The sequence below is a fragment of the Sphingobacterium sp. xlx-130 genome (genome assembly GCF_011007405.1).
GTDB lineage: Bacteria > Bacteroidota > Bacteroidia > Sphingobacteriales > Sphingobacteriaceae > Sphingobacterium > Sphingobacterium luzhongxinii.
The window spans coordinates 122,529-142,241 of the sequence record NZ_WFKN01000006.1 but is presented as its reverse complement, the minus strand read 5'-3'; the positions used below and the strand labels follow the sequence as shown (position 1 = coordinate 142,241).

Sequence of the window (19,713 nt, the reverse complement as noted above, 5' to 3'; positions counted from 1 at the left end):
GTTTCACAATAAAAACAAAGCTTATGAGATCGACTAACTCTTTTTTAGGATTGGGCACAGCCTGTGTTCTGGCATTAACCGCTTGTAATAACGCTCCAAAGGATGGCAATTCATCGGATGGTAATGCAGCAAAGGGAGACCCTACAATAGAACAACTCAGTAATCAGGTAGATGCTCCAAAGCAGCACTTGTTCTTACGCTTCACAGATGAAGTAAGTACAGATTCTTCAATGATCTATACAACAAAGTCGCTGTTTGACAAAGATACTGTAGGTCTAAAAGTTGAAGTGCTGAAGAATATCAAGCCTGGATTGAGAAATGACGGAACGGTTGATGAAAAGACTGGTTTTATGCGGGGATCGATAAAAATTTCCTCTCTAGGAGCGCATTCTGATGCCTTTGTTAAAGCTTTGGGTACAATGTTTAAACTTCCGACTTCCAATAAAATGACGAATGAAGTGGTTTTACCTACGGTATTTTCATCTAATAAAGGTGCTGTCGACCTGACTAAACCGGCGACATACAGTTTTAAATTATTCCTTGATAATAAAGTAGGGGAGCCTGCGGAGGTATTTGCGGTGGTAGATACTTATCGTAAATCGTTTGAATTGACCGAAAAGGATTCTACTTTCCGCGGACAGATCATCGCGGCCTTTGAAGGTAAATAGATTTAATAATCCATTAATAGATTACGCTATAGCTAATCCATGGCGTAATCTATTTTTTTACGCAACCTTTGTTTGGCTTTCTTCACCCCATCCAGCGATATACCCAAAAGATGAGCTATACTTTGATTACTTAAGTTCAATTTAAGTAAAGTAAGTAATCGAAGATTGCTTTCTGATATATTGGGATAACGAAATGTCAGTTCGTCAAAGAATCCCGGATTAGAACCCTCAAATAATGTTTTAAACCTATACCACCTTTCATCGGTCATGATATGTGATTCCAACATCTGGTTCAGACTATTCTGGATCGCTACGACATTGTGTTTCTGCTGCTGTAGCTGCGCATTGTAGAGATCATCTTCAAGTCTTTGAATAACATTTTCATTCTCCCTGATTCGGACGAGAAAATTTTCCATATTTTGCTTCGACTGAAGGAGTTCTTCGTCCAGTTGTTGTTTTTCAAGAATCAACGCTAGTTGTTCTTTTTCCAGTTTAATAGATTTTAGCCTTATTCTTTGACGGGAACGATGGATCAGCAAGGTTACACACAGGAAACTGAGGGTCAATATCAGACCAACACTAATACCGCGAATACGATCCTGTCTTCTTTTTTCATTTGCTTCTAGTAATGCAGACTCATACCGTTCCGATTCCCATTTCCACAAAGTCTTCTGCAGTCTTTCTGTATCTTTTTCCAGTTGCAACGCATCATTGTATTTGATAAATGTATTTAGATATTGGACGGCTTGTACGGGATCCCCCTGAGCTTCTGCAACTCTGGCTTTCAGACGGTACGCATTTGTTTTGTAAGGAACGAAATAGGGTTTGGCTTGAAAGTAAATTTCTGCCCGGGCAATATATTTTTTTGCCTTGTCCCATTTACCTTGGGATACAGCAATCTCTGCTAACCCTAATAATGTACGCATTGCATCTTTATATTCGCCATATTGTATGGAACTGGCGACGTTTGATTCAGAAAGTCTTATCGCTTGGGCAGTATCTCCTTTTACCAGCTGAATATTACCAATATTGCCTTTCAAAATACCTATCCATACACTGTCTTTTGTTGCTTCGGCCGTCTTTAAAGCTTTTTGGTAGTATTGTTCAGCGTCATTATAAAGGCTATCCCTGTAATAATATACTCCTATAGCATTTGTAAGGTCTATGGCTCGACGACTTAATACGGGCACATACTTCAAAGCCATCTTATAATATTCCTGTGCTTTCTTTGATTCGCCAATATAGCCGAAAAAGTTAGCAATGTATTGTAGATGAGAAGCGGCTAAGGGTATTTTCTTCAAATCCACTTGCTCCACCAGTTTGGAGGAGGACAAAAAATAGGGTAGGGCCTTGGATATCTCCCGATAAACAAAATTGTAGTAGCCAGCACGCGTCAGGGTTATGAATAAATACTCGTCTCGCTCACTTTTCTTGGCAATCGTTAAGGCCTTTTCGAAATAGTGATCTGTTGTCGGATTCACGCCATCGAATACCATGGATGTAGCATCGGCCAAAAGTAGGTAATAAGATAACCTGACACCGTCATTTTTATGCTGTAGTAAAGGCTTTAGCTTATTCTTAAGACGAGTCGTATCGATCTTGCCTTTTTCTTTCAATCCAAGGCCAAGACAATATTCTACCTGTGCTCTCTGATTGTCTATCGATTGCAGGTTTTCGGATAAAATATCTGCATGAGCTGCAGAAATGGAACTTATTAAAAGTAAGGTTATAATACGTTTGATAGCTTGCATAGATAGTTTGCAAGTTAACTTTTTAAATTAAAAACTCAAATACGCTGCAGTACACTCTTTAGGATCTCAAGGCTTTTTTCCATTTCTTCGTTATCCATATGACCAAAACCGAGCCGCATAGCGCAGAGCTTCTTATTTTGGTAGAGAATATGGCGTGGAATGAATAAGTCTTTGCGCTGGCACTCCTTTTTTAGTGTAAACAAGGACTTACTTTGAGGCAGCTCGAGCCAAAGTGCCAGACCGCCACTGGGGGGAACGACCTCCAATTCATCTGGTAGGATATCGCGTATAAGTTCGCACATGATATCGCGTCTTTCCTTATAAACTTTGAGGGATTTCTTTAGATTCCGATGGATTTCGCCTTCATCTATCATTTCGCCTAGAGCCTGTTGCATAATGATGTCCCCCTGTCGGTCTATTATGCTAAGATATTTGTTCATCTCTTGTATCAGATTGGGCGGAGCTACTACGAATCCTGTACGAAATGCTGGTGCCAACGACTGTCCAAAAGTGCCTGTGTAAACCACCATGCCATTCAGATCCGCGCTCGCAAGGGGCAACACGGCGGACTTCTCGTAATGAAAATCATAATCATAGTCATCCTCTACAATGATAAATCCATAGTGCTGGGCCAATTGCAGCAATTCAAGACGTCTTTGTGCGCCTAATGTCACCGTGGTCGGATAGTGATGGTGCGGCGTGATATAAAGCATTCGGATAGGTCCTTTTTCTAACTTATCTCTTAAAGAGGCTATACAGATCCCTTCGCTGTCCAACGGGACGGTTTCTAGCTTGGCGCCGGCTTGAAGTAACGTCATATTTACGGCAAAATTACTCAGCTCGGCAACGACGACTTTGTCGTTAAGCTGTAGTAGTACCTTGGCAATGAGATAGAGACTCATTTCCGAACTTCTGGTAATTAATAAGTTCTGTTTTGAAATATGAAGACCTCTTGACAGGTTTAGAAAGTTGCTGAGTTGCTCCTTGAAGAAGATGTTTCCCTCTTGTTGATACTGCGACATTCGTTTGAGACTTCCTTTTCTATTCATGGAAGCACTGTATTGCAACGATAGGTTCTTAACTTGGATCAGTCTGATATCGGTCGTACCATCGGTAAAGAAATATGTAGATGTATTGTCCTCGAATGGGTTATCCAAAATATTCGAACTAGGCACTTGAAACCCTGTCTTTGCGGGATACTGCGCTGAAGATATTGGTATTCGGGTCGATAGTGGTAACGGCTTACGCTGGTCTTGTTGCAATACAAAAGTTCCTTTGTTCGGTACGATATCTATCCAGCCTTGGGCCTGCAACTCATCGTAGGCGGCGATTACTGTTTTGCGATGCAAATCCAACGCTTCGCTAACCTGTCGGGTACCCGGCATCTTTGACCCCACAATAAGAAACCCCCGTTGGATTCCATTAATAATTTGTTGCGTCAATTGAACGAAGATAGGTGTGGAACTATTTCTGTCTAAATGCACAAAACTTGATAAAGAAAGCAAAACCGGACTACCCATATTATAAAAAGTGGACTATCTAAATGTTCCGGAAAGATAGGACTTTTGCCGACAATAAAACAAATACATTTTGATACTTTAATGAAACGATTATTTTTAATTCTTCCCTTAAGTTGCATTTCCTTAGCGATACAGGCACAGTCTAACGTCGCTGATACGACATCCATAAACGAGGTCGTGATTGCAGAAAACAGATTACAAATTCCATTTAACAAGCGGAATCGTAACATACAGATCATTCAAAAAGAGGACATCGCGAAGTTGCCTGTACGCTCGATCAATGAAGTATTGAGCTACATCCCTGGAGTCGATGTAAGGCAGCGCGGTCCATTTGGTACGCAGGCGGATATCAGTATCGACGGTGGGTCTTTCGAACAAACCCTTATATTGCTAAATGGTGTAAAGCTATCGGATGTACAGACGGCTCATCATTCCATGAATATACCGGTCAGCTTGGACGCTGTAGAGCGTATCGAAGTGCTAAAAGGACCAGCAGCTCGTGTATATGGGATTAATGCACTGACGGGTGCCATTAATATCATTACAAAGACGGGATCAGACACGGATCTGTCGGTGCGCGTGCAAAGTGGCTCTAGTTTTGAGGCCAAAGAGGAGGGAGACGGCACAGGAATATATGGGGGCGCAAGTGTGCAGACGGTAGCCAACTTTTCGAAAGGGAATATCCAAAACCTGATTTCTCTTGGGGGCCAAAAATCAAACGGACAACGTTATAACAGCCGCACCGGAGATCTTAAGGCCTTCTACCAGGGAAGATATGCCTTGGACGAAAAAAACAACATGGATGTGATGGCCGGATATATTCATAATGAGTTTGGTGCCAATGGCTATTACGCCGCACCTTATGACAAAGAATCGTATGAAATAGTCAAAACGAGTATTGTCTCCTTAGGAAGTACGCACCGATTACATCCAAATTTTTACCTAAAACCGCGATTGAGCTATAGGGGTAATAAGGATGATTATCGGTTTTTTCGAAATGATCTCTCTAAATCGCGATGGCAACATGAATCAAACGTATATACAGCCGAATTGAACAGCATGCTGCATACCCGTTTAGGAGATTTTGGTTTTGGAGTGGAAAGTCGCTATGAACAAATTGAAAGCACCAATCTAGGGGATCATACCCGATACAACCATGGCGTATACGCCGAGTACAAAACAGAAGCGATAAACAAGCTTTTGCTAAATATCGGAACCTATATAAACTACAATACTCAATATGGTTGGCAGGTATTTCCAGGATTGGATCTTGGCTATGCCATCGATAACCACTGGAAAGCCTCTTTGAGCGTAGGATCTAGTCAACGTATTCCTTCCTATACCGATCTCTACCTCCAACAAACTGGAAACATAGGCAATCCAAATCTGAAATCCGAAAATGCTTGGCAGTATGAATTGGCTATGCGCTACGAAAAACAAAATATGTATGTGCGAGGAGGGGTATTTTACCGCAACATAGAAAACTTAATAGATCGGATACGTTATAATACAAGCGATCCTTATCAGCCTTTTAATTTTGGAACAAACAAAATGATTGGTGTCAATCTAAGTCTCGGACAAGTATTTGCGCTATCGGGTTCGCAACGTTTAAAATACGATATAAGCTATAATCACCTAAATCCCAGCAACATGAATTACGCACAGAATGTAACGTCTAAGTATGTTGTTGAGAGTTTAAAACATCAAGCGTTATTACGCGTATTGTATCAGGTCGACAAGTTTGACATTACGTTAGGTGGTAGGTGGATTAAGCGCGAACTTAATGATCCCTATTTTATTTCAGATTTACGAATCGGGTATAGCTTGTCAAGATGGAATTTCTATGCAGAAGGCAACAATTTGCTGAATGAAACTTATAAGGAAGTTGCTGCTGTCTACCTTCCAAAACGTTGGTATAACTTGGGAATACGCTATCAGTGGAAGCGCTAAGCCGTACGTGTCTCTTTTCTAAAACCTGTACTGCTTCCAATAGGCAAGCAGTACAGGTTTTGTTAAACACTTGCCTTAATTTTTGTCGGCTGATTAACGCTTTATTTTATAGGTTACACCCGTAATAGCCCACGAAAGCCTCTGGCTGCATAATAGGACTCAGCGCCATTATGATACACAAATACACGTCCGAAACGCCAATCACCAAATATGGCACCTCCGAGTATGCGGATTTCCTCCGGCGTGGCCAACCAGCTTGATGTCTTACTATCAAATGTGCCGAGCTGCTGTAGTTGTCGGTACTCCTCCTCGGTGAGCAATGAAATCCCCATCGCTGCCGCCATATGTACGGCACTATCTTGGGGCTTATGCGCTTTGCGTGAGTCGAGCGCGCGCTGATCATAACAAATTGATCTGCGCCCTTTTGGACTCTCTGGCGCACAATCACAAAACAGGTATTCTTGACGCTTCGAATCATAACCTATGACATCTGGCTCTCCTCCGGTCTGTTCCATTTGGTAGAGCGCGTATATCTTATCTGGATTGTCGACCACGCGATTCCAGATGACGTCCCATGACAGCTCGGCATGACGATGCCTGTTTTTTTCAAACCTCTTTTTTAAGATGACTCCGAGTTCATTGATCTGATCCGAGGATAAATTACTATTTTCCATATGTAAATAATTATTTCGCGAGCTCGCTAGCTCGGCGATTCAGTCATGAAATTTACGAATAATTCTATTGCTTTCCTCCATTTCGATAATAGCATCGTGCTACCTATAACATGAGGAATATAGGCGTATCTATCCTTGGGTACATTTCCAGATGGCTTTGCCCTCATATTGCCGAAAACTGCTCTTTTTGTCTTTAGAGGCATGGATTAAGGCCTGCGCCAATAGTTCCGTCGGTAGGGGAGTGTGTGCCTTGAATAGCCCTATACGGTTGAGTGCCATAATCACTTTTGACGCAAATATCTCCGTTTTGCGATCACTATTTTTACGCAATAGCATTGGGGGGTTGAATATATGTAAGTAGGAAAAACCTAGCTTTCTAATATCAAGCTCCAATTGCCCTTTCATTCTACTGTAGAAGAACCTAGAGTGTGGAGAGGCCATCGCTGCGGATACCAACACCATATTTTGCACCCCGTTATCTCGAGCTGCTCTAGCAACTGCATACTGATAATCGTAGTCAATTTTCCATTGTGCCTCCTTGCTTCCGGCAGCTTTTAGTGTAGTGCCCAAACAGGAAAATAATACATCGCCCTTTATCAGATGTTGCCATTCGGATATCTGATCAAAATTGATGACATGGACATGGAGCTTTTCATGTCGTATAGCTATAGGCCTCCGTACAAAAACATCGACACGATCAAAAGCCTCGTCTTTCAATAATAATTCTAATAAATCTGATCCTGTAGCGCCCGTAGCACCGATTAAAAGAGCTTTCATTCCTGATATTTGTTTCGTGATCAAATCAAAAATACGAAAAGTATTCTTTTGTAATTCCATCTCTTATTGAAATCTATTTAAGCAATGATTCGACTTATTTCACTTTTATATTTTCTGATAACTGTCTTCCAATAACCGAACTAATGCTATTTTATGATTTCATTTATGTCTAACATGTGGTATCGGTAAAATGATTACTTCTTAAAAAAATGAAAGACTGCCTCCCTTTCTGGAGACAGTCTTAACTACACTTCCTACTCGTTAAATAGGTGTTACTTATGTGAATTACTTACGGCATTCGTTTTCTTAGAGTGTTATTGTTTTAAAGCCTAGCTCTTGAAGGCCAAATAGATAGGTAAACCCGTTTGGAGTCGTGTGAATAGAGGTGTCGTACTGTGATTTTTTAATTCCTAGTTTGTTCATTGCAAATTCACAAACGACTAATCTAATTCCAGAATTTTCGGCCTTCCGAATGGTTGCTTCTAATTGCTTACTTTCTGCCATGTCCTTGACTACTTCTCCGATCAATACGATCTCAAATTGAACAGCTTTGTTTTTCGCCTTATATTCTTGTCCCGTCATTACCGAAGCCATCAGATGCATTGGGTTTTGAACTAAAATAGCGTATTTCCCATCTGCTTTAACAGCCTTTTCTACCGCATCAACCGGCACTTGTTGTGCTAATATTTGATTGGTGAATGCGATCCCTAATAGTAATAATGTAACGGCTAAAATTTGCTTTTTCATTTGTTCTAATGTTTAATGTTAATTGAATCTTTTTTATTGACAAATTTAATCCTATCTAATGACCTTTGGTGTAACAAGAGATACATAGCGACACAGATTATTTTTGTAGTAATTCCTAATAGAAGACATTGGTTTGGCTTATTTACTATTTAATCCAACATAAATGATTTTACTCTTCGTATCTTTGCAACTATAAATATAATAACATGCCAAGAGAAACAAAAAGAGGCTTATATCAAGGATTCATCGAACGTGATGAAAAAGGAAATTATTTTTGTGGTCCTTACTTGTTGGACTATAAAATGACAGAAGCTAATTTTAAAGTAGGAGACAAAGTGAGCATCAAAAAAATTGTTGCAAATACCAGTGGGAAAAGTATAGAAGATTACCCACAAAAAGCAATTAAGTTTTCTTTAGCAGGCGAAGATCGGGATTACTAGAGCTGTGGTTGTATATTAGCAACTCTATTTGTACTTTTATAACATATACCTTATATTTACCTGTAAATCAATAAGATTACAATTATGAAAGCTTTTTTAATCGCTATCGTGTGTTTGATCGCACAAACTTCATTTGGTCAAACAGACAAGAGTAAACGGCCGAGTCCACCGGACTCTGTTCAAATTAGGACCACAGATGGTGTGACTATTCGTGTAGACTATTCAAGGCCTTCTCTCAAAGGTAGAGAAATTGGTGTTGACATTGTCGTTGTGGGTAAGCGTTGGCGGACAGGTGCCAACGAAGCTACCACTATTGAGATTGATAAAGATATCCGATGGAATGACAATGTGCTTAAAGCTGGTAAATACAGCCTTTCGACGATTCCGGGAGAAAGCGCCAGCACGCTTATTTTGAATAAAGATTGGAATCAGTGGGGCACAAAGTATAATGAAGCTAATGATGTCTTAAGATTTGAAGTACCTACTATATATGGTTCTAATTTTCAAGAGCAATTTAAGATTGATGTGGATAAGACAGGTCTTTTTACATTAGCATGGGGTAATTTTGAGTTACAATCTCAAATCAAAGCTGATTAATAATCATAGGCTGTAGCAAGAACTTCTTACCTGTCTCTCATCATTCCACAAATAAAAGCCCAACTTTCGTTGAGCTTTTATTTTTAGAGGCAGAAGGATGTTGGCGTCCTGTATCCCCTTACTTAAGGCCGCAAAGCTACTTTTCGACCCCTCTCGTCACATTCTACGAGGTTTTAAAGTAGCTTCATGAGGGGCTGGCGCAATGGTTCTAATCATTGGGCTCATCTACCTGACTTTGATTGTAGTCAAACTAAAGCAGAATTTCATCTTTATTTCTAACAACTTTCAGATCTTTCATGGTCAAAATCTGTTCATCACCAACGTCTTCGTAAGAAAAATATAGGTTGAATATTTTCTTGCTGTCACTGAGTTTGTATCTTAAATTCTCCTCATAGATTTTCTCACCATCTTTATAAGTATGAATAATTATAGTATTTGACTTAGTTTGAAATTCCATCTCAACCTTTTCATCCTGTCCATTATCAATTTCTTTTAATAACAGCTTATCTTCCTCATTGTAAAACTCTTTTACAATCGTAACAAGATATGTAGCTTCTTCGGGAAATTTAATGCTATTTGTTTTGTGATAATCAAATATAGCAATATCAATGAAAAAGATAACAAGCATTTAATGATGGATATATTAGAAGTACCTACAAGATGTCATGGAGAAAGGGGAGGTCGGCAATACTGCTCCTGCAATTGACGGAATATTTAGATGGATGCCAGCAACTTTGAACAAAGGCAACTTCAGCACTATGGTGTACTATAGTCTACCCGGAAGAGATTGATCTTAGCCCCCCATACAGGAGCCTGGTCGAGAAGTAGTAATAGTGGCATAATTTCGAATGGGATCGCGAAAATTTTATTATCTTGTTTGCGGTGGATTTAATACGATAGAGCTACCCCTTATCGTTAATGTAATAGAAAAGGTCGTATTTATGACAATAAAAAGTTTAACAGTGTTCTGTGGATCTAGTGCTGGATCAGACAAGAAATTCGAACAAGAGGCTTATAGGCTTGGGGAAATATTGGCGCATGAACATATTGATTTGATCTATGGCGGTGCGGTCGTGGGATTGATGGGGGCGGTAGCTAATGGCGTAATGGAAAACGGAGGGAAAGCAATAGGTGTATTGCCTCATTTTCTCCAAGATAAAGAGATAGCACATACGAATCTAACGGAGCTCGTGATCGTCAATACCATGCACGAAAGGAAGACAAAGATGAACGAACTTTCTGACGGAGTGATTGCGCTGCCGGGCGGCTTCGGAACACTCGAAGAGTTATTCGAAATGCTGACATGGGCACAACTCGGTCTTCATAAAAAGCCGATAGCTATTCTAAACACAAATGGCTTCTATGACGAACTCCTTTCACTCTTACAAAATATGGTCGAGAAGGGCTTTTTAAAACCAATAAACAGAGAAATGCTATTGGTCAGTGATGATATCGACAGGCTGATATGCATGATAAGAGCGTATAAGGCTCCATCGGTCGAAAAATGGATTAAAAACACTGAAGTCTGACATCATTTGGATGAGAATTTGTTAGATAGACGTAATGATTATCATATATTAAGAAGTATATTTGCGTTATGACAGTGGAAGATTTGAAAAATGAGCTATTGGGCAAGACTTATCCGGAGGGAATCATGGTAGGTCCACATCAAAGAGTCGTAGATGTTGAGAAATTCTTAGAGGTGCAATTCTATGAATGTGAGGTCTGGAAAAAGAAAGATATTACGAAATGTCCCGGTCACTACAGACTCATGCAATTTTATGAAGCTACTAAAAACCTGTAGTCCCATTACTGGCATTTATACATGATTTTAGCCTCTAATATCTTCCGATACCAGAGGCTTTTTTTATGAAGTGGAATTTGCGCAAACTTAGCAAAAATGCTGTAGGAGCTAATTCCGGGCACTAAATGACGCGAACAACCTCCTAATGATTTTACCTTTATGGAGGTGATGTTTATAAAGACATTTTTTTGGAAAATGCCTTTATTAGATCTATTTCTTTTTGTTATTTTTCTTTTGCTGTTTCATCACCTTCTTATAGAAATCTTTGATCACAGCTTTCAATTGAGTTAATGCCTCTTTTTTCTTTTTTTCCTTTTTCTTTTCAGCCTTTTTTGACGCTTTTTTTGATTTAGCATCAGCCTTTTTAGTCTTTTTGTTGTCTTTCGATTCTTTCTTGTCTTTTGACTTAGATTTTTCAGCGCCTTTTTCCTTGTCTTTCTTCACTTCTTCTGCTTTGGAATCTTTTTTCTTCATATCGTTTTTATTTTTAGTCTCTTTCGAATCTTTATCGTTCTTCTCTTCTTTCTTGATAACGATTTTCTCTAAGTCCTGTTTTTTTGCTTCTTCCTCTTTTTTGTAAGATGCAACTTTATCTGTCACTGCACTTGATATAGCCTTCTTGGATTTTGTAGTAACAGCGGGATTCTTTGCTGTCGCAGTGGTACTTGCTAAAGGAGCAACTGCTTTTTCTGTCGTCGGTTTTGTCGTGTTAGTAGATTTGGGAGTAGCAGGTTTGCTTGGCATTGCTGGAACAGCTTTGGTAGGATTAACCGACTTTGAAGCTGCCGCTACCGGTTTGTCTGTTGTTGCTTGCTTAGCAGCAGAGGTAGTCTCAACTGAAGGGGGGGGGGCCGTAGTTGATTTTGCTGCTACAGCCGCCTTGGCTGGAGCTGCTTCGTTTTTTGCTGCACTAACTTTAGCCTTAGGCGCGGTTTTAGCTATAGCAGAACTCGCTTTCACAACAATAGTTTTAGTTGGTCTACTCACCGTGGTTTTTGGTGTGGCTGCCTTAACAGGAGCTTTTTTTGCGGTCGAAGTTGCCGCTTTTGGTGTTGTTTGTGCTTTTACTGGCTCCTTCGTCGTTTCCTGTTTATTTTCGGCAACAGTACCCGCTTGGCTTTCTACTGACATAATTCTCTTATATTTAAATAACTAATTAATAAATATTACAACACAATATAATCAAAATAGTTTGTAATTGAAAAGATTTACCGCTTTTGCTGCATTAGATTCGGATAATATATGTAAATTTGTAATTCATAACTAAGGGGTCGACCGGAATTGACAGGGTAGCGATGGTTATGTAAGCATGCAGTGCATTGTGAGTCTAGCACTTTAATCTGAACTTTCAGAATTTTAACTGGCGAAGAAAACTACGCCTTAGCTGCTTAAGTTAGACTTAACATAGCTATTTGTCCCGTTAGATCCTGTTCTTTGGTTTAACATTAGGGGCATCGAACAATAGAACTGGCCGATGTGATTTTGCTAAGCATCGGTGAGATCCAGCAGATAAGGAGAAAGGTATAGGTAAGCGACTCACCTTCCCTCTCCCGACAATCAAAGAGAAGCTAAGCATGTAGAAAGCGTAAATCATACTACGTTTGGACGAGGGTTCGAATCCCTCCGGCTCCACCAATAAAGCTCAACGAAAGTTGGGCTTTTTGTTTTAGGAGGGAGGAGAGCCCTTCTAGAGGGTTCGAACAATATCTTTGCGGCCCCAAGTGCGGGGATGCGGGACGCAAAAAATCCCTCCGGCTCCACCAATAAAGCTCAACGAAAGTTGGGCTTTTTGTTTTAGGAGGGAGGAGAGCCCTTCTAGAGGGTTCGATGCCGAAAAAAGACTGTCTGATCATAAAGCACTCTAATCGATCTATACAGTACATAAAAAAAGGAAGATCGGATAAATTATCCGATCTTCCTTTTTTAACTTATATCATCCATTTAAAAAGACTTGCTCCCCAGGAGAACCCGGCTCCAAAGGCGGTCAACATGACCAGATCTCCGGTTTTGATCTGTTTTAGATTCTGCCAGATGCACAATGGAATCGTTGCGGCAATGGTATTGCCCAAATATTCGATATTACTCAACGCGCGACCTTCAGGCATTTCCAATGCACGACCGACAGCATCGATAATGCGCTGATTGGCTTGGTGTGGAATCAACCAATTGACATCATCTACAGTTAGATTATTACGTTCTAAGACTTTAAAACAAGCGTCGCTCATCGACTGTACGGCGTGCTTAAAAACAGTTTTACCGTCTTGCTTCAAAAAACGCATGTCCGCAACAGCATCATCCGCATCCATGGGGTACAAGGAGCCTCCACCTTCTATATTAAGAAAAGCACGTCCGGAGCCATTACTACGTAAATAGGCATCCATAACACCGCCCTCTACAGAGGGTTCTAACCACACAACACCCGCACCGTCACCAAATAATATATTCGTGGATCGGTCATGGATATTGACATAGGTACTGATATTATCCGCCCCGACGACAAGTACATTCTTATACCTTTTGGTCTCTATCAATGAAGCACCTAGATCTAGGGCGTATAAAAAACCAGAACAAGCTGCATTCATATCAAATGCCCATACATTATCCAGCCCCAATTTATCCGCTATGATATTAGCCGTTGCGGGCATCGGCATATCCGGTGTAGATGTCGCCACCAATAGGGCATCTATATCCTTAAGATCTTTATGGTATCTTTCTGCAAGATCCTGAATAGCTCGTACAGCCATATCAGATGTCGCCAGATCTTCTTCCAAAATTCTTCTTTCCTTGATTCCCGTACGCTTCATGATCCATTCGTCGGAGGTGTCACAGAGTTGTTCCAGATCAAAGTTTGATCTTGTATTCTGCGGTATATATCCACCCACACCAGTTATAGCTGCATAAAGCCTATTCGGTACACTTGCACTCATAAATATTAGTAATCACAGTAAATGCTTCTCAGCAATCAGCAAATCATTTTCGTTATGTCACTTAATGGGTTTATAGTCTTTGCACATTAAGAGGCGTAAAAATAGACTTTTATTCGGCTCTAGAAAGAAAATAGAAGGGATTTTTACATAATGTTTACCTAAAACGAACTTATTTAGAATAGTTCTACTGTAGATGCTTACTAATGTATGGAAGGGTATAGCTTGAGCCAAATTTAATTTCAACCTACTGGTTGTATTGCAAATTTTAAATGGTAATCTTCAAAATTTGATTTCTCCTTGTAAATGCTGATGGAATACTTTACATTTGGTTTCCTTTTCGGGATGTAGCGTAGCCCGGTATCGCGCCAGCATGGGGTGCTGGAGGTCGTCGGTTCAAATCCGGCCATCCCGACTGAAAAAAATAAGAACTCAACTTGTGTTGAGTTTTTTTGTTTTTAAAATATAGTATTGGAATCCCCTTCACCTGTTTGTCCCCCCCTTTGAGAGCGTAGCAGCACCGGCACCAACTTCATAGCAACGTTTTATTTTTTACTATTAAATACTGTTGATTTTCTAAAGGAAGATAACCATATTCATAGACGAAGAAGTAAGTATGTCCTTTGGATGTCGAAAGCTCGTGTGTACGGTATTCCCAGTCAAATCCTTGCGTTATCAGACGATCCTCATTTACTTTGATCATCTTTTCTTCCCGGAGTAGGTCGGAGAGGATTTTTCTATTCTTATACAGCTGTTTATTGATTTTTCTAACAATATTACTATTATTCGTTTTAAGGCGATTATTGTAACTACCACGACAGGAATCGTTGCAAAAACGTTTGTCAGAACGACCTTTAATAGGATTTAAGCATTCTAAGCATCTTCTATTTTCCATAATTCTATTTCCCTTTATCCGAATATATCCGAATATAAACGGATATATTCGGATATAAGCGTTTAACAACCGACTATCAGTTAAGCTGGTTTATAATTTTGGTTCTACCTCTGGCAATCAAGCAATTACTGCCGTAGGCGAAAATACTTATATTTTTTGATAATTTAAATTTTAGAAGAATGAATGCTTTAATGAATCAAGTCCAACTCATTGGACGACTAGGTGCTGATGCGGAAATCAAAACAACAAGTCAAGGGGCACGAGTGTCTAATTTTAGAGTAGCTACAAATGAACGTATGAAATTGAACAATGGTCAGTGGCGAGAAGTAACCCAATGGCATAGTTGCGTTGTCTGGGGAGATCTCACAAAAATAGTGGAGCGCTTTGGGCATAAAGGTAATCTTTTTATGTTGTCCGGCGCACTACAGTATCATGAGTATACAGACACGCACGGCATTAAAAGAAACGTGGCGGAAATAAAAGTCAATCAAATTTTAGTACTCGACAGCTCTAGATCTGAATCTGACGTAGACGCAGCAGCAGCAGTAAACGAAGGGGAGTTACCTCTATAGGTATATAAAAAAGCGAAGGGACTACATAGTCCCTTCGCATACATGTAAAACTAAATTGATATTAAAAGTCAAAACCTGCAATCTCAGCTATCTTTTTAGGGATATCCGTATTCTCTAGCTTCTGATGAAAAGTTTCTGCTCCTTGTCCTATGGCGTAAACCGGCACGTAGGCTGCTGAATGGTTTTTTGAAGCCCAGGCTATACTTCCCAGCTTGTTCAATAACTCGATGCTCAATGTTGCTATTTTATCATCACTAGCGTACAGGCTCTTTTCAGTTTCATTGTGATGATCCACAAAGCTCTTTTTATAGGCCTCATAGATCGGACGTTCCGCTTTTTCGGACACTTTCACAGCAGACCACAGCCCTAAATTATCGCTCAATAATTTCTTAACCTCATCCCAACTCGCATTGGGATTAGACTTGCGCAACTCGCCTATCTTTGCTGATAAAGCACCTTGGGAAACCTTCTGATGTGCCAATACTTTTGTATTCAGGGTTGAACTTCCATTTCCAATCCCAAGCCCTCCGGTTTCATGGTCGGCCGTAACAACGATTAGGGTTTCTTTGGGATATTTGCGGTAAAAATCGTACGCTATTTTTACAGTCTCGTTAAAGTCCAAAACTTCCTTTATTGTAGTTGCTGCATCGTTAGCATGCGCAGACCAGTCGATCTTACCTCCCTCTACCATTAAGAAAAAACCAGTTTGATTATCTTTACTTAATGAAGTAATAGCTGCCTGTGTAATATCTGCTAGTTTGAAATCGGCTTGATTTTGATCGATAGCAAATTTCAGCGAACTAGGATCGCCACCATCTACATCCATCAAGACTATTTTTTGGCTTTTATTTTTCTCTTTGTCGAAAGCTGCCTTTCCTTTTACCACCTTATAACCTGCTTTTTCCAATTGAGGCAATAACTCTGGCATACTTTTTTTGTCAAAGGAAGTATTGGGTTTAAGAAATCCAGATCCCCCAAAGAAGTCAAAGTTAGATTTTATAATATCCTTACCGATTTCATAGTACATATTCCGATCTGCTTGATTGGCATAAAAAGAGGCCGGTGTAGCGTGATCGATACTGACACTGGTAGTGATACCGACTTTTAGCCCTTTCTGTTTAGCAGCATAAGCAATACTTTTATACGCAACAGTGCCTGTACTATCCATACCAATGACACCATTCTTTGTTTTTTTGCCTACAGCTAATGCCGTGCCGCCTGCTCCGGAGTCAGTAATGCCATGTGACAACGAATAGGTCGAGGCAAAACCTACGTAAGGAAACTGTGTGAATACTAATGGAACTACTGCGTTTTTCCCTTGGATTTCGGCCTGATGAATCTCTGCGAGATTAACTTGATTCAGCCCCATACCATCACCGATTAGATAAAAAATATATTTTGGTTGCTGTCCAAAAATCTGAACACTAATGAAAAAGGTGAGTAGGAGTAGGTGAAGTTTTTTAAATTGCATGATTAAAGTAAAATAAATTACGTCAAATATAACACTGGAATATAAAGTTATTGTTAAACAAAACAAAAACTTCTATTCAAACAAAAACGTTACAGTTTTGTTACACTTAATAAATATAACCAACAAAATTGTAAAGCCATGGAAAATAACCTTTTGCAAAATATCAAAGCCTACTTTACTGATGACGTCATGAATAAACTCGCGAACCATCTCGGAGAGGACAAAGAACAGGTCCACAAGGGAGTCAATATTGCGATCCCTTCGCTATTGCTTGGATTGCTAGGACGAAATCAGGAAGGATTATCAAGCATTCTACAATCTGCCAAGCATCTGTTCAGCGGATTTGATCTTCACGACACCTTAGGAAAGTACTTTTCCAAAGACGACCAGGGCGAACGATCTCATTTTGAGAACGATAACCTTATCACCTCTATATTTGGCGATAAATTGGAGGGAATCCTACAGTCTGTCGGTAAATATCTGGGCATGAGCCCACAATCTGTCAGTGGATTGTTTGGAGCGTCAATACCTGCTGTAATATCGGGTATCACGAGTAAAGGAGGGCATTGGGATGTAACGGAGATCATGGAACAGCTAAACGGCAGCCGATCCGCAATAACGGCGGCTATTCCGCCTGGACTTGGATTAGGTGCTTTTGGTAGCATGTTTGCCGCGGCAGAGGCTCCTAAAGAACTCCATAGCCCAGACCCTAGTCGACCCATAGCAGCTGCCCCGAGTATGGCCTATACCCAAAAGACTGTAGATAATGCAAAGAGAGGTGCTGGATTTTGGTGGATACTCATTCCGATCGTTGCTCTCGCACTATGGTTTATGTTCGGTAAAAGTTGTAGCAATAAAGCCGAGTCGGAAAGCAATACAGCTGTCACGAGCGTAGACAGCAACCTTACGACCGGAGATAGTCTTTCGGGAGCTACTTCCCTTATCGATGTCGCGCTACCTGACGGAAATTCATTAAAAGCATATGCTTCGGGCATTGAAGATCAGCTTGTTCAATTCTTGCAGTCTGATTATAAAAGTTGGACCGATGATCAGTTGAAAGCAAAATGGTTTAATTTTGATAATCTTAATTTTGAAACCGGCACTGCCAATGTCACTCCGGAGAGCCAAGGGCAGTTAGAAAATATTGGAAAAATATTAAAACTATTCCCTGGGGTGAAGATAAAAATAGGTGGCTACACCGATAAAAGAGGAGATGAAGCCCTTAACAAACAGTTATCTCAACAACGTGCTGATGCCGTGAAGGATTACCTGGACAAACAAGGACTCGGTAGCCAGGTAGTAGGAGCAGAAGGCTACGGTTCGGAATTTGCAACTGCAGCTTGGGATGCCTCAGAAAAAGAACGTGCAAAAGATAGACGGGTAGCGATTAGTATAAGGAATTAGGAGATCGTACCTAGGCAAGCTTATCTAACTTTTTTAAAGGCGTCTTTGTCATAGGGTGCCTTTAAAAAACTTTCCTTATTTTTGAACGAAAGTGGGGTAGAAACACCTTCTATTACTAAAGTCAAGAATGGATATACTGCTAAAGAAAAAACTGGAAGAAGCGTTCGAATCGTATATGTATAGTTTTTACACCGAATTCAAAAGATTCTCGTTGGAAGATTTTGGGACATTTGCGACCACGGTGTTAAACTGTTATATTAATAATAAATCGATCGAAGCAGACGACAAGTCCGAAGCAGCGTATTATTTGACCAGCCTATACAACAAAGGAATAGGCAATCGCATCACCGAGGAGCACCTTCAGATAATAACAAAATCAATAGTAGAGGATTACTCCATTGATTTCATAGTTGCTCAACGTCTATTCTAACCGAAAACGGAAGGGGCTACCCCTGAAAGGTCCAGACCAGGTTTTTCAATGCATATCCGGATTGCTCGGCATAGGCCAAGTATTTATCCCTTATTTCGGTATCTATAGTCTTGGTACGTGACAGTATCCAGAGGTAGTCCAGATTATCTCCAAATACCAGCGCATGCTGGTAGCTTTCGTCTATATGCATAATATGATAGCCTGAATAAAAGGGTCCAAAAAACGAAACCTTTAAAGCTCCCTCATTTTGGGCTCCTGCAAATTTGGCTTTTCCTACCGAACGCTTGGTTTTGTGTGTTTTTATATGCACTCCTGTATTAACGACTTTAATACTCCCATCCTTATTCAGGCTATACTCCGCAGTTACATTTTTTAAGTTCCTCTCCCAATAGAAATCCAATCGTGCAATCTCGTACCACAGGCCCAGATAGCGTTCCAATTCGAAGTTCTGAATTACGGGAAGATTACTCTTTACAGGTTTCCATATATTATACACCACCGCTCCAGCGGCTGCTCCTGCCAACAATAAAAGTGATTTCTTTTTATCCATATCTTATTAATAACAGTCGCATTTAGTAAAAGTTTAATCATTTTTCTAATTTTGTAAAAATTTAAGGTTTGTATTCGCGAGAAGAAGTAAAAAAGTTAAAAGAAGAATTCTGGACAAGTTTTGGACAGTTCATGTCTCCTGTACCGTCTGCTGATATGGAAAAAATAAATTGGGTCAACTACAGGACCGGTGTAAAACATCTGTTTTTCCGTATGGATGCAACCAACAAATCAGCAAGCATAATGATTGAGATAACGCATCCCGACGAAGGGATACGGGCATTGATGTTTGATCAATTCCGGGAATTTCAGGCACTGCTCCATGACGCAATGGCGGAAAATTGGGACTGGTATCCAGAATACCAAGACGACTATGGCAAAAGGACAGCCAGGATCAGCCACTCCATCACAGGGATATCCATTTTTAAGAAAGAAGACTGGCCTCAGTTGATTTCCTTTCTTAAACCGCGATTGATTGTATTGGACGAGTTCTGGTCCTCCGCCAAGTATGCTTTTGATATTTTTAAATAATTATATAAG

General features: G+C 40.2%; 21 protein-coding genes, 1 tRNA gene and 1 other RNA gene. 12 read left to right on the top strand and 11 right to left on the bottom strand.

Annotated features, from left to right (window positions below; all coding sequences use genetic code 11):
• The first annotated feature begins 23 nt into the window (after nt 1-23).
• Nucleotides 24-668 (top strand): hypothetical protein, encoded by a 645-nt coding sequence (locus G7B18_RS12065; protein WP_164112558.1) that lies wholly within the window; start codon nt 24-26, stop codon nt 666-668.
• Nucleotides 669-700: 32 nt separating this feature from the next.
• Here G7B18_RS12065 and G7B18_RS12060 read toward each other — a convergent pair whose 3' ends face one another.
• On the bottom strand, nt 701-2,419 hold the full coding sequence (locus tag G7B18_RS12060; RefSeq protein WP_164122698.1) for a tetratricopeptide repeat protein: 1,719 nt from the start codon (nt 2,417-2,419) through the stop codon (nt 701-703).
• A 35-nt stretch (nt 2,420-2,454) separates the two neighbouring features.
• Nucleotides 2,455-3,939 (bottom strand): PLP-dependent aminotransferase family protein, encoded by a 1,485-nt coding sequence (locus G7B18_RS12055; RefSeq protein ID WP_164112556.1) that lies wholly within the window; start codon nt 3,937-3,939, stop codon nt 2,455-2,457.
• 81 nt (nt 3,940-4,020) lie between these two features.
• On the opposite strand from G7B18_RS12055, the gene G7B18_RS12050 reads away from it, so the two are divergent.
• Nucleotides 4,021-5,889, top strand: coding sequence for a TonB-dependent receptor plug domain-containing protein (locus tag G7B18_RS12050; protein ID WP_164112555.1), 1,869 nt, complete (start codon nt 4,021-4,023; stop codon nt 5,887-5,889).
• A gap of 113 nt (nt 5,890-6,002) precedes the next feature.
• On the opposite strand, the gene G7B18_RS12045 is transcribed toward G7B18_RS12050, so the two are convergent.
• The 3 genes from G7B18_RS12045 to G7B18_RS12035 all read right to left on the bottom strand — a co-directional run bounded on the left by G7B18_RS12045 (nt 6,003) and on the right by G7B18_RS12035 (nt 8,087).
• On the bottom strand, nt 6,003-6,563 hold the full coding sequence (locus tag G7B18_RS12045) for a DUF4256 domain-containing protein (protein WP_164112554.1): 561 nt from the start codon (nt 6,561-6,563) through the stop codon (nt 6,003-6,005).
• A 129-nt stretch (nt 6,564-6,692) separates the two neighbouring features.
• A complete protein-coding gene (locus G7B18_RS12040) occupies nt 6,693-7,400 on the bottom strand; it encodes an NAD(P)H-binding protein (RefSeq protein WP_205600252.1) in 708 nt (235 codons plus the stop codon).
• A gap of 246 nt (nt 7,401-7,646) precedes the next feature.
• Complete coding sequence (locus G7B18_RS12035) at nt 7,647-8,087, bottom strand: DsrE family protein (protein ID WP_164112553.1); 441 nt, start codon at nt 8,085-8,087, stop codon at nt 7,647-7,649.
• Between the two features lie 206 nt (nt 8,088-8,293).
• Here G7B18_RS12035 and G7B18_RS12030 point away from each other — a divergent pair, with 206 nt between their 5' ends.
• Nucleotides 8,294-8,527 carry a hypothetical protein gene (locus G7B18_RS12030; protein WP_164112552.1) on the top strand — a complete coding sequence of 78 codons (234 nt, stop codon included), beginning with the start codon at nt 8,294-8,296 and terminating at the stop codon, nt 8,525-8,527.
• An 84-nt stretch (nt 8,528-8,611) separates the two neighbouring features.
• On the top strand, nt 8,612-9,124 hold the full coding sequence (locus G7B18_RS12025) for a DUF2911 domain-containing protein (RefSeq protein WP_164122696.1): 513 nt from the start codon (nt 8,612-8,614) through the stop codon (nt 9,122-9,124).
• A gap of 250 nt (nt 9,125-9,374) precedes the next feature.
• Here the strand turns inward: G7B18_RS12025 and G7B18_RS12020 are convergent, their stop codons facing one another.
• Nucleotides 9,375-9,752, bottom strand: coding sequence for a hypothetical protein (locus G7B18_RS12020; RefSeq protein ID WP_164112550.1), 378 nt, complete (start codon nt 9,750-9,752; stop codon nt 9,375-9,377).
• A 313-nt stretch (nt 9,753-10,065) separates the two neighbouring features.
• On the opposite strand from G7B18_RS12020, the gene G7B18_RS12015 reads away from it, so the two are divergent.
• Together G7B18_RS12015 and G7B18_RS12010 are read left to right on the top strand one after the other, a co-directional pair.
• The gene (locus G7B18_RS12015; protein WP_164112549.1) at nt 10,066-10,653 is read left to right on the top strand and encodes a TIGR00730 family Rossman fold protein; all 588 of its coding nucleotides are present in this window, start codon (nt 10,066-10,068) and stop codon (nt 10,651-10,653) included.
• A gap of 68 nt (nt 10,654-10,721) precedes the next feature.
• On the top strand, nt 10,722-10,928 hold the full coding sequence (locus tag G7B18_RS12010) for a DUF6965 family protein (protein WP_164112548.1): 207 nt from the start codon (nt 10,722-10,724) through the stop codon (nt 10,926-10,928).
• 210 nt (nt 10,929-11,138) lie between these two features.
• Here the strand turns inward: G7B18_RS12010 and G7B18_RS12005 are convergent, their stop codons facing one another.
• Nucleotides 11,139-12,059 (bottom strand): hypothetical protein, encoded by a 921-nt coding sequence (locus G7B18_RS12005; RefSeq protein WP_164122694.1) that lies wholly within the window; start codon nt 12,057-12,059, stop codon nt 11,139-11,141.
• Between the two features lie 136 nt (nt 12,060-12,195).
• Between G7B18_RS12005 and ssrA the strand changes: the two genes are divergently transcribed.
• Nucleotides 12,196-12,563, top strand: a transfer-messenger RNA (tmRNA) gene (gene ssrA, locus G7B18_RS12000).
• Nucleotides 12,564-12,856: 293 nt separating this feature from the next.
• Here the strand turns inward: ssrA and G7B18_RS11995 are convergent.
• The gene (locus tag G7B18_RS11995) at nt 12,857-13,855 is read right to left on the bottom strand and encodes a beta-ketoacyl-ACP synthase III (RefSeq protein ID WP_164112546.1); all 999 of its coding nucleotides are present in this window, start codon (nt 13,853-13,855) and stop codon (nt 12,857-12,859) included.
• Between the two features lie 338 nt (nt 13,856-14,193).
• Here G7B18_RS11995 and G7B18_RS11990 point away from each other — a divergent pair.
• Nucleotides 14,194-14,267 (top strand) — tRNA-Pro (locus tag G7B18_RS11990).
• A 117-nt stretch (nt 14,268-14,384) separates the two neighbouring features.
• On the opposite strand, the gene G7B18_RS11985 is transcribed toward G7B18_RS11990, so the two are convergent.
• Nucleotides 14,385-14,747 (bottom strand): hypothetical protein, encoded by a 363-nt coding sequence (locus G7B18_RS11985; protein ID WP_164112545.1) that lies wholly within the window; start codon nt 14,745-14,747, stop codon nt 14,385-14,387.
• A gap of 191 nt (nt 14,748-14,938) precedes the next feature.
• Between G7B18_RS11985 and G7B18_RS11980 the strand changes: the two genes are divergently transcribed.
• Nucleotides 14,939-15,319 (top strand): single-stranded DNA-binding protein, encoded by a 381-nt coding sequence (locus tag G7B18_RS11980; protein ID WP_164112544.1) that lies wholly within the window; start codon nt 14,939-14,941, stop codon nt 15,317-15,319.
• A 61-nt stretch (nt 15,320-15,380) separates the two neighbouring features.
• Here G7B18_RS11980 and G7B18_RS11975 read toward each other — a convergent pair whose 3' ends face one another.
• Nucleotides 15,381-16,790, bottom strand: a complete 1,410-nt coding sequence (locus G7B18_RS11975) for an alkaline phosphatase (protein WP_164112543.1) — start codon at nt 16,788-16,790, stop codon at nt 15,381-15,383.
• Between the two features lie 138 nt (nt 16,791-16,928).
• Between G7B18_RS11975 and G7B18_RS11970 the strand changes: the two genes are divergently transcribed.
• On the top strand, nt 16,929-18,194 hold the full coding sequence (locus G7B18_RS11970; protein ID WP_164112542.1) for an OmpA family protein: 1,266 nt from the start codon (nt 16,929-16,931) through the stop codon (nt 18,192-18,194).
• Between the two features lie 127 nt (nt 18,195-18,321).
• Entirely contained in the window at nt 18,322-18,624 is a 303-nt protein-coding gene (locus G7B18_RS11965; protein WP_164112541.1) for a hypothetical protein, read from the top strand.
• Between the two features lie 16 nt (nt 18,625-18,640).
• On the opposite strand, the gene G7B18_RS11960 is transcribed toward G7B18_RS11965, so the two are convergent.
• Nucleotides 18,641-19,174, bottom strand: coding sequence for a lipocalin family protein (locus G7B18_RS11960; RefSeq protein WP_164112540.1), 534 nt, complete (start codon nt 19,172-19,174; stop codon nt 18,641-18,643).
• A gap of 68 nt (nt 19,175-19,242) precedes the next feature.
• Between G7B18_RS11960 and G7B18_RS11955 the strand changes: the two genes are divergently transcribed.
• Nucleotides 19,243-19,704, top strand: a complete 462-nt coding sequence (locus G7B18_RS11955; RefSeq protein WP_205600253.1) for a DUF4268 domain-containing protein — start codon at nt 19,243-19,245, stop codon at nt 19,702-19,704.
• Nucleotides 19,705-19,713: the final 9 nt, after the last annotated feature.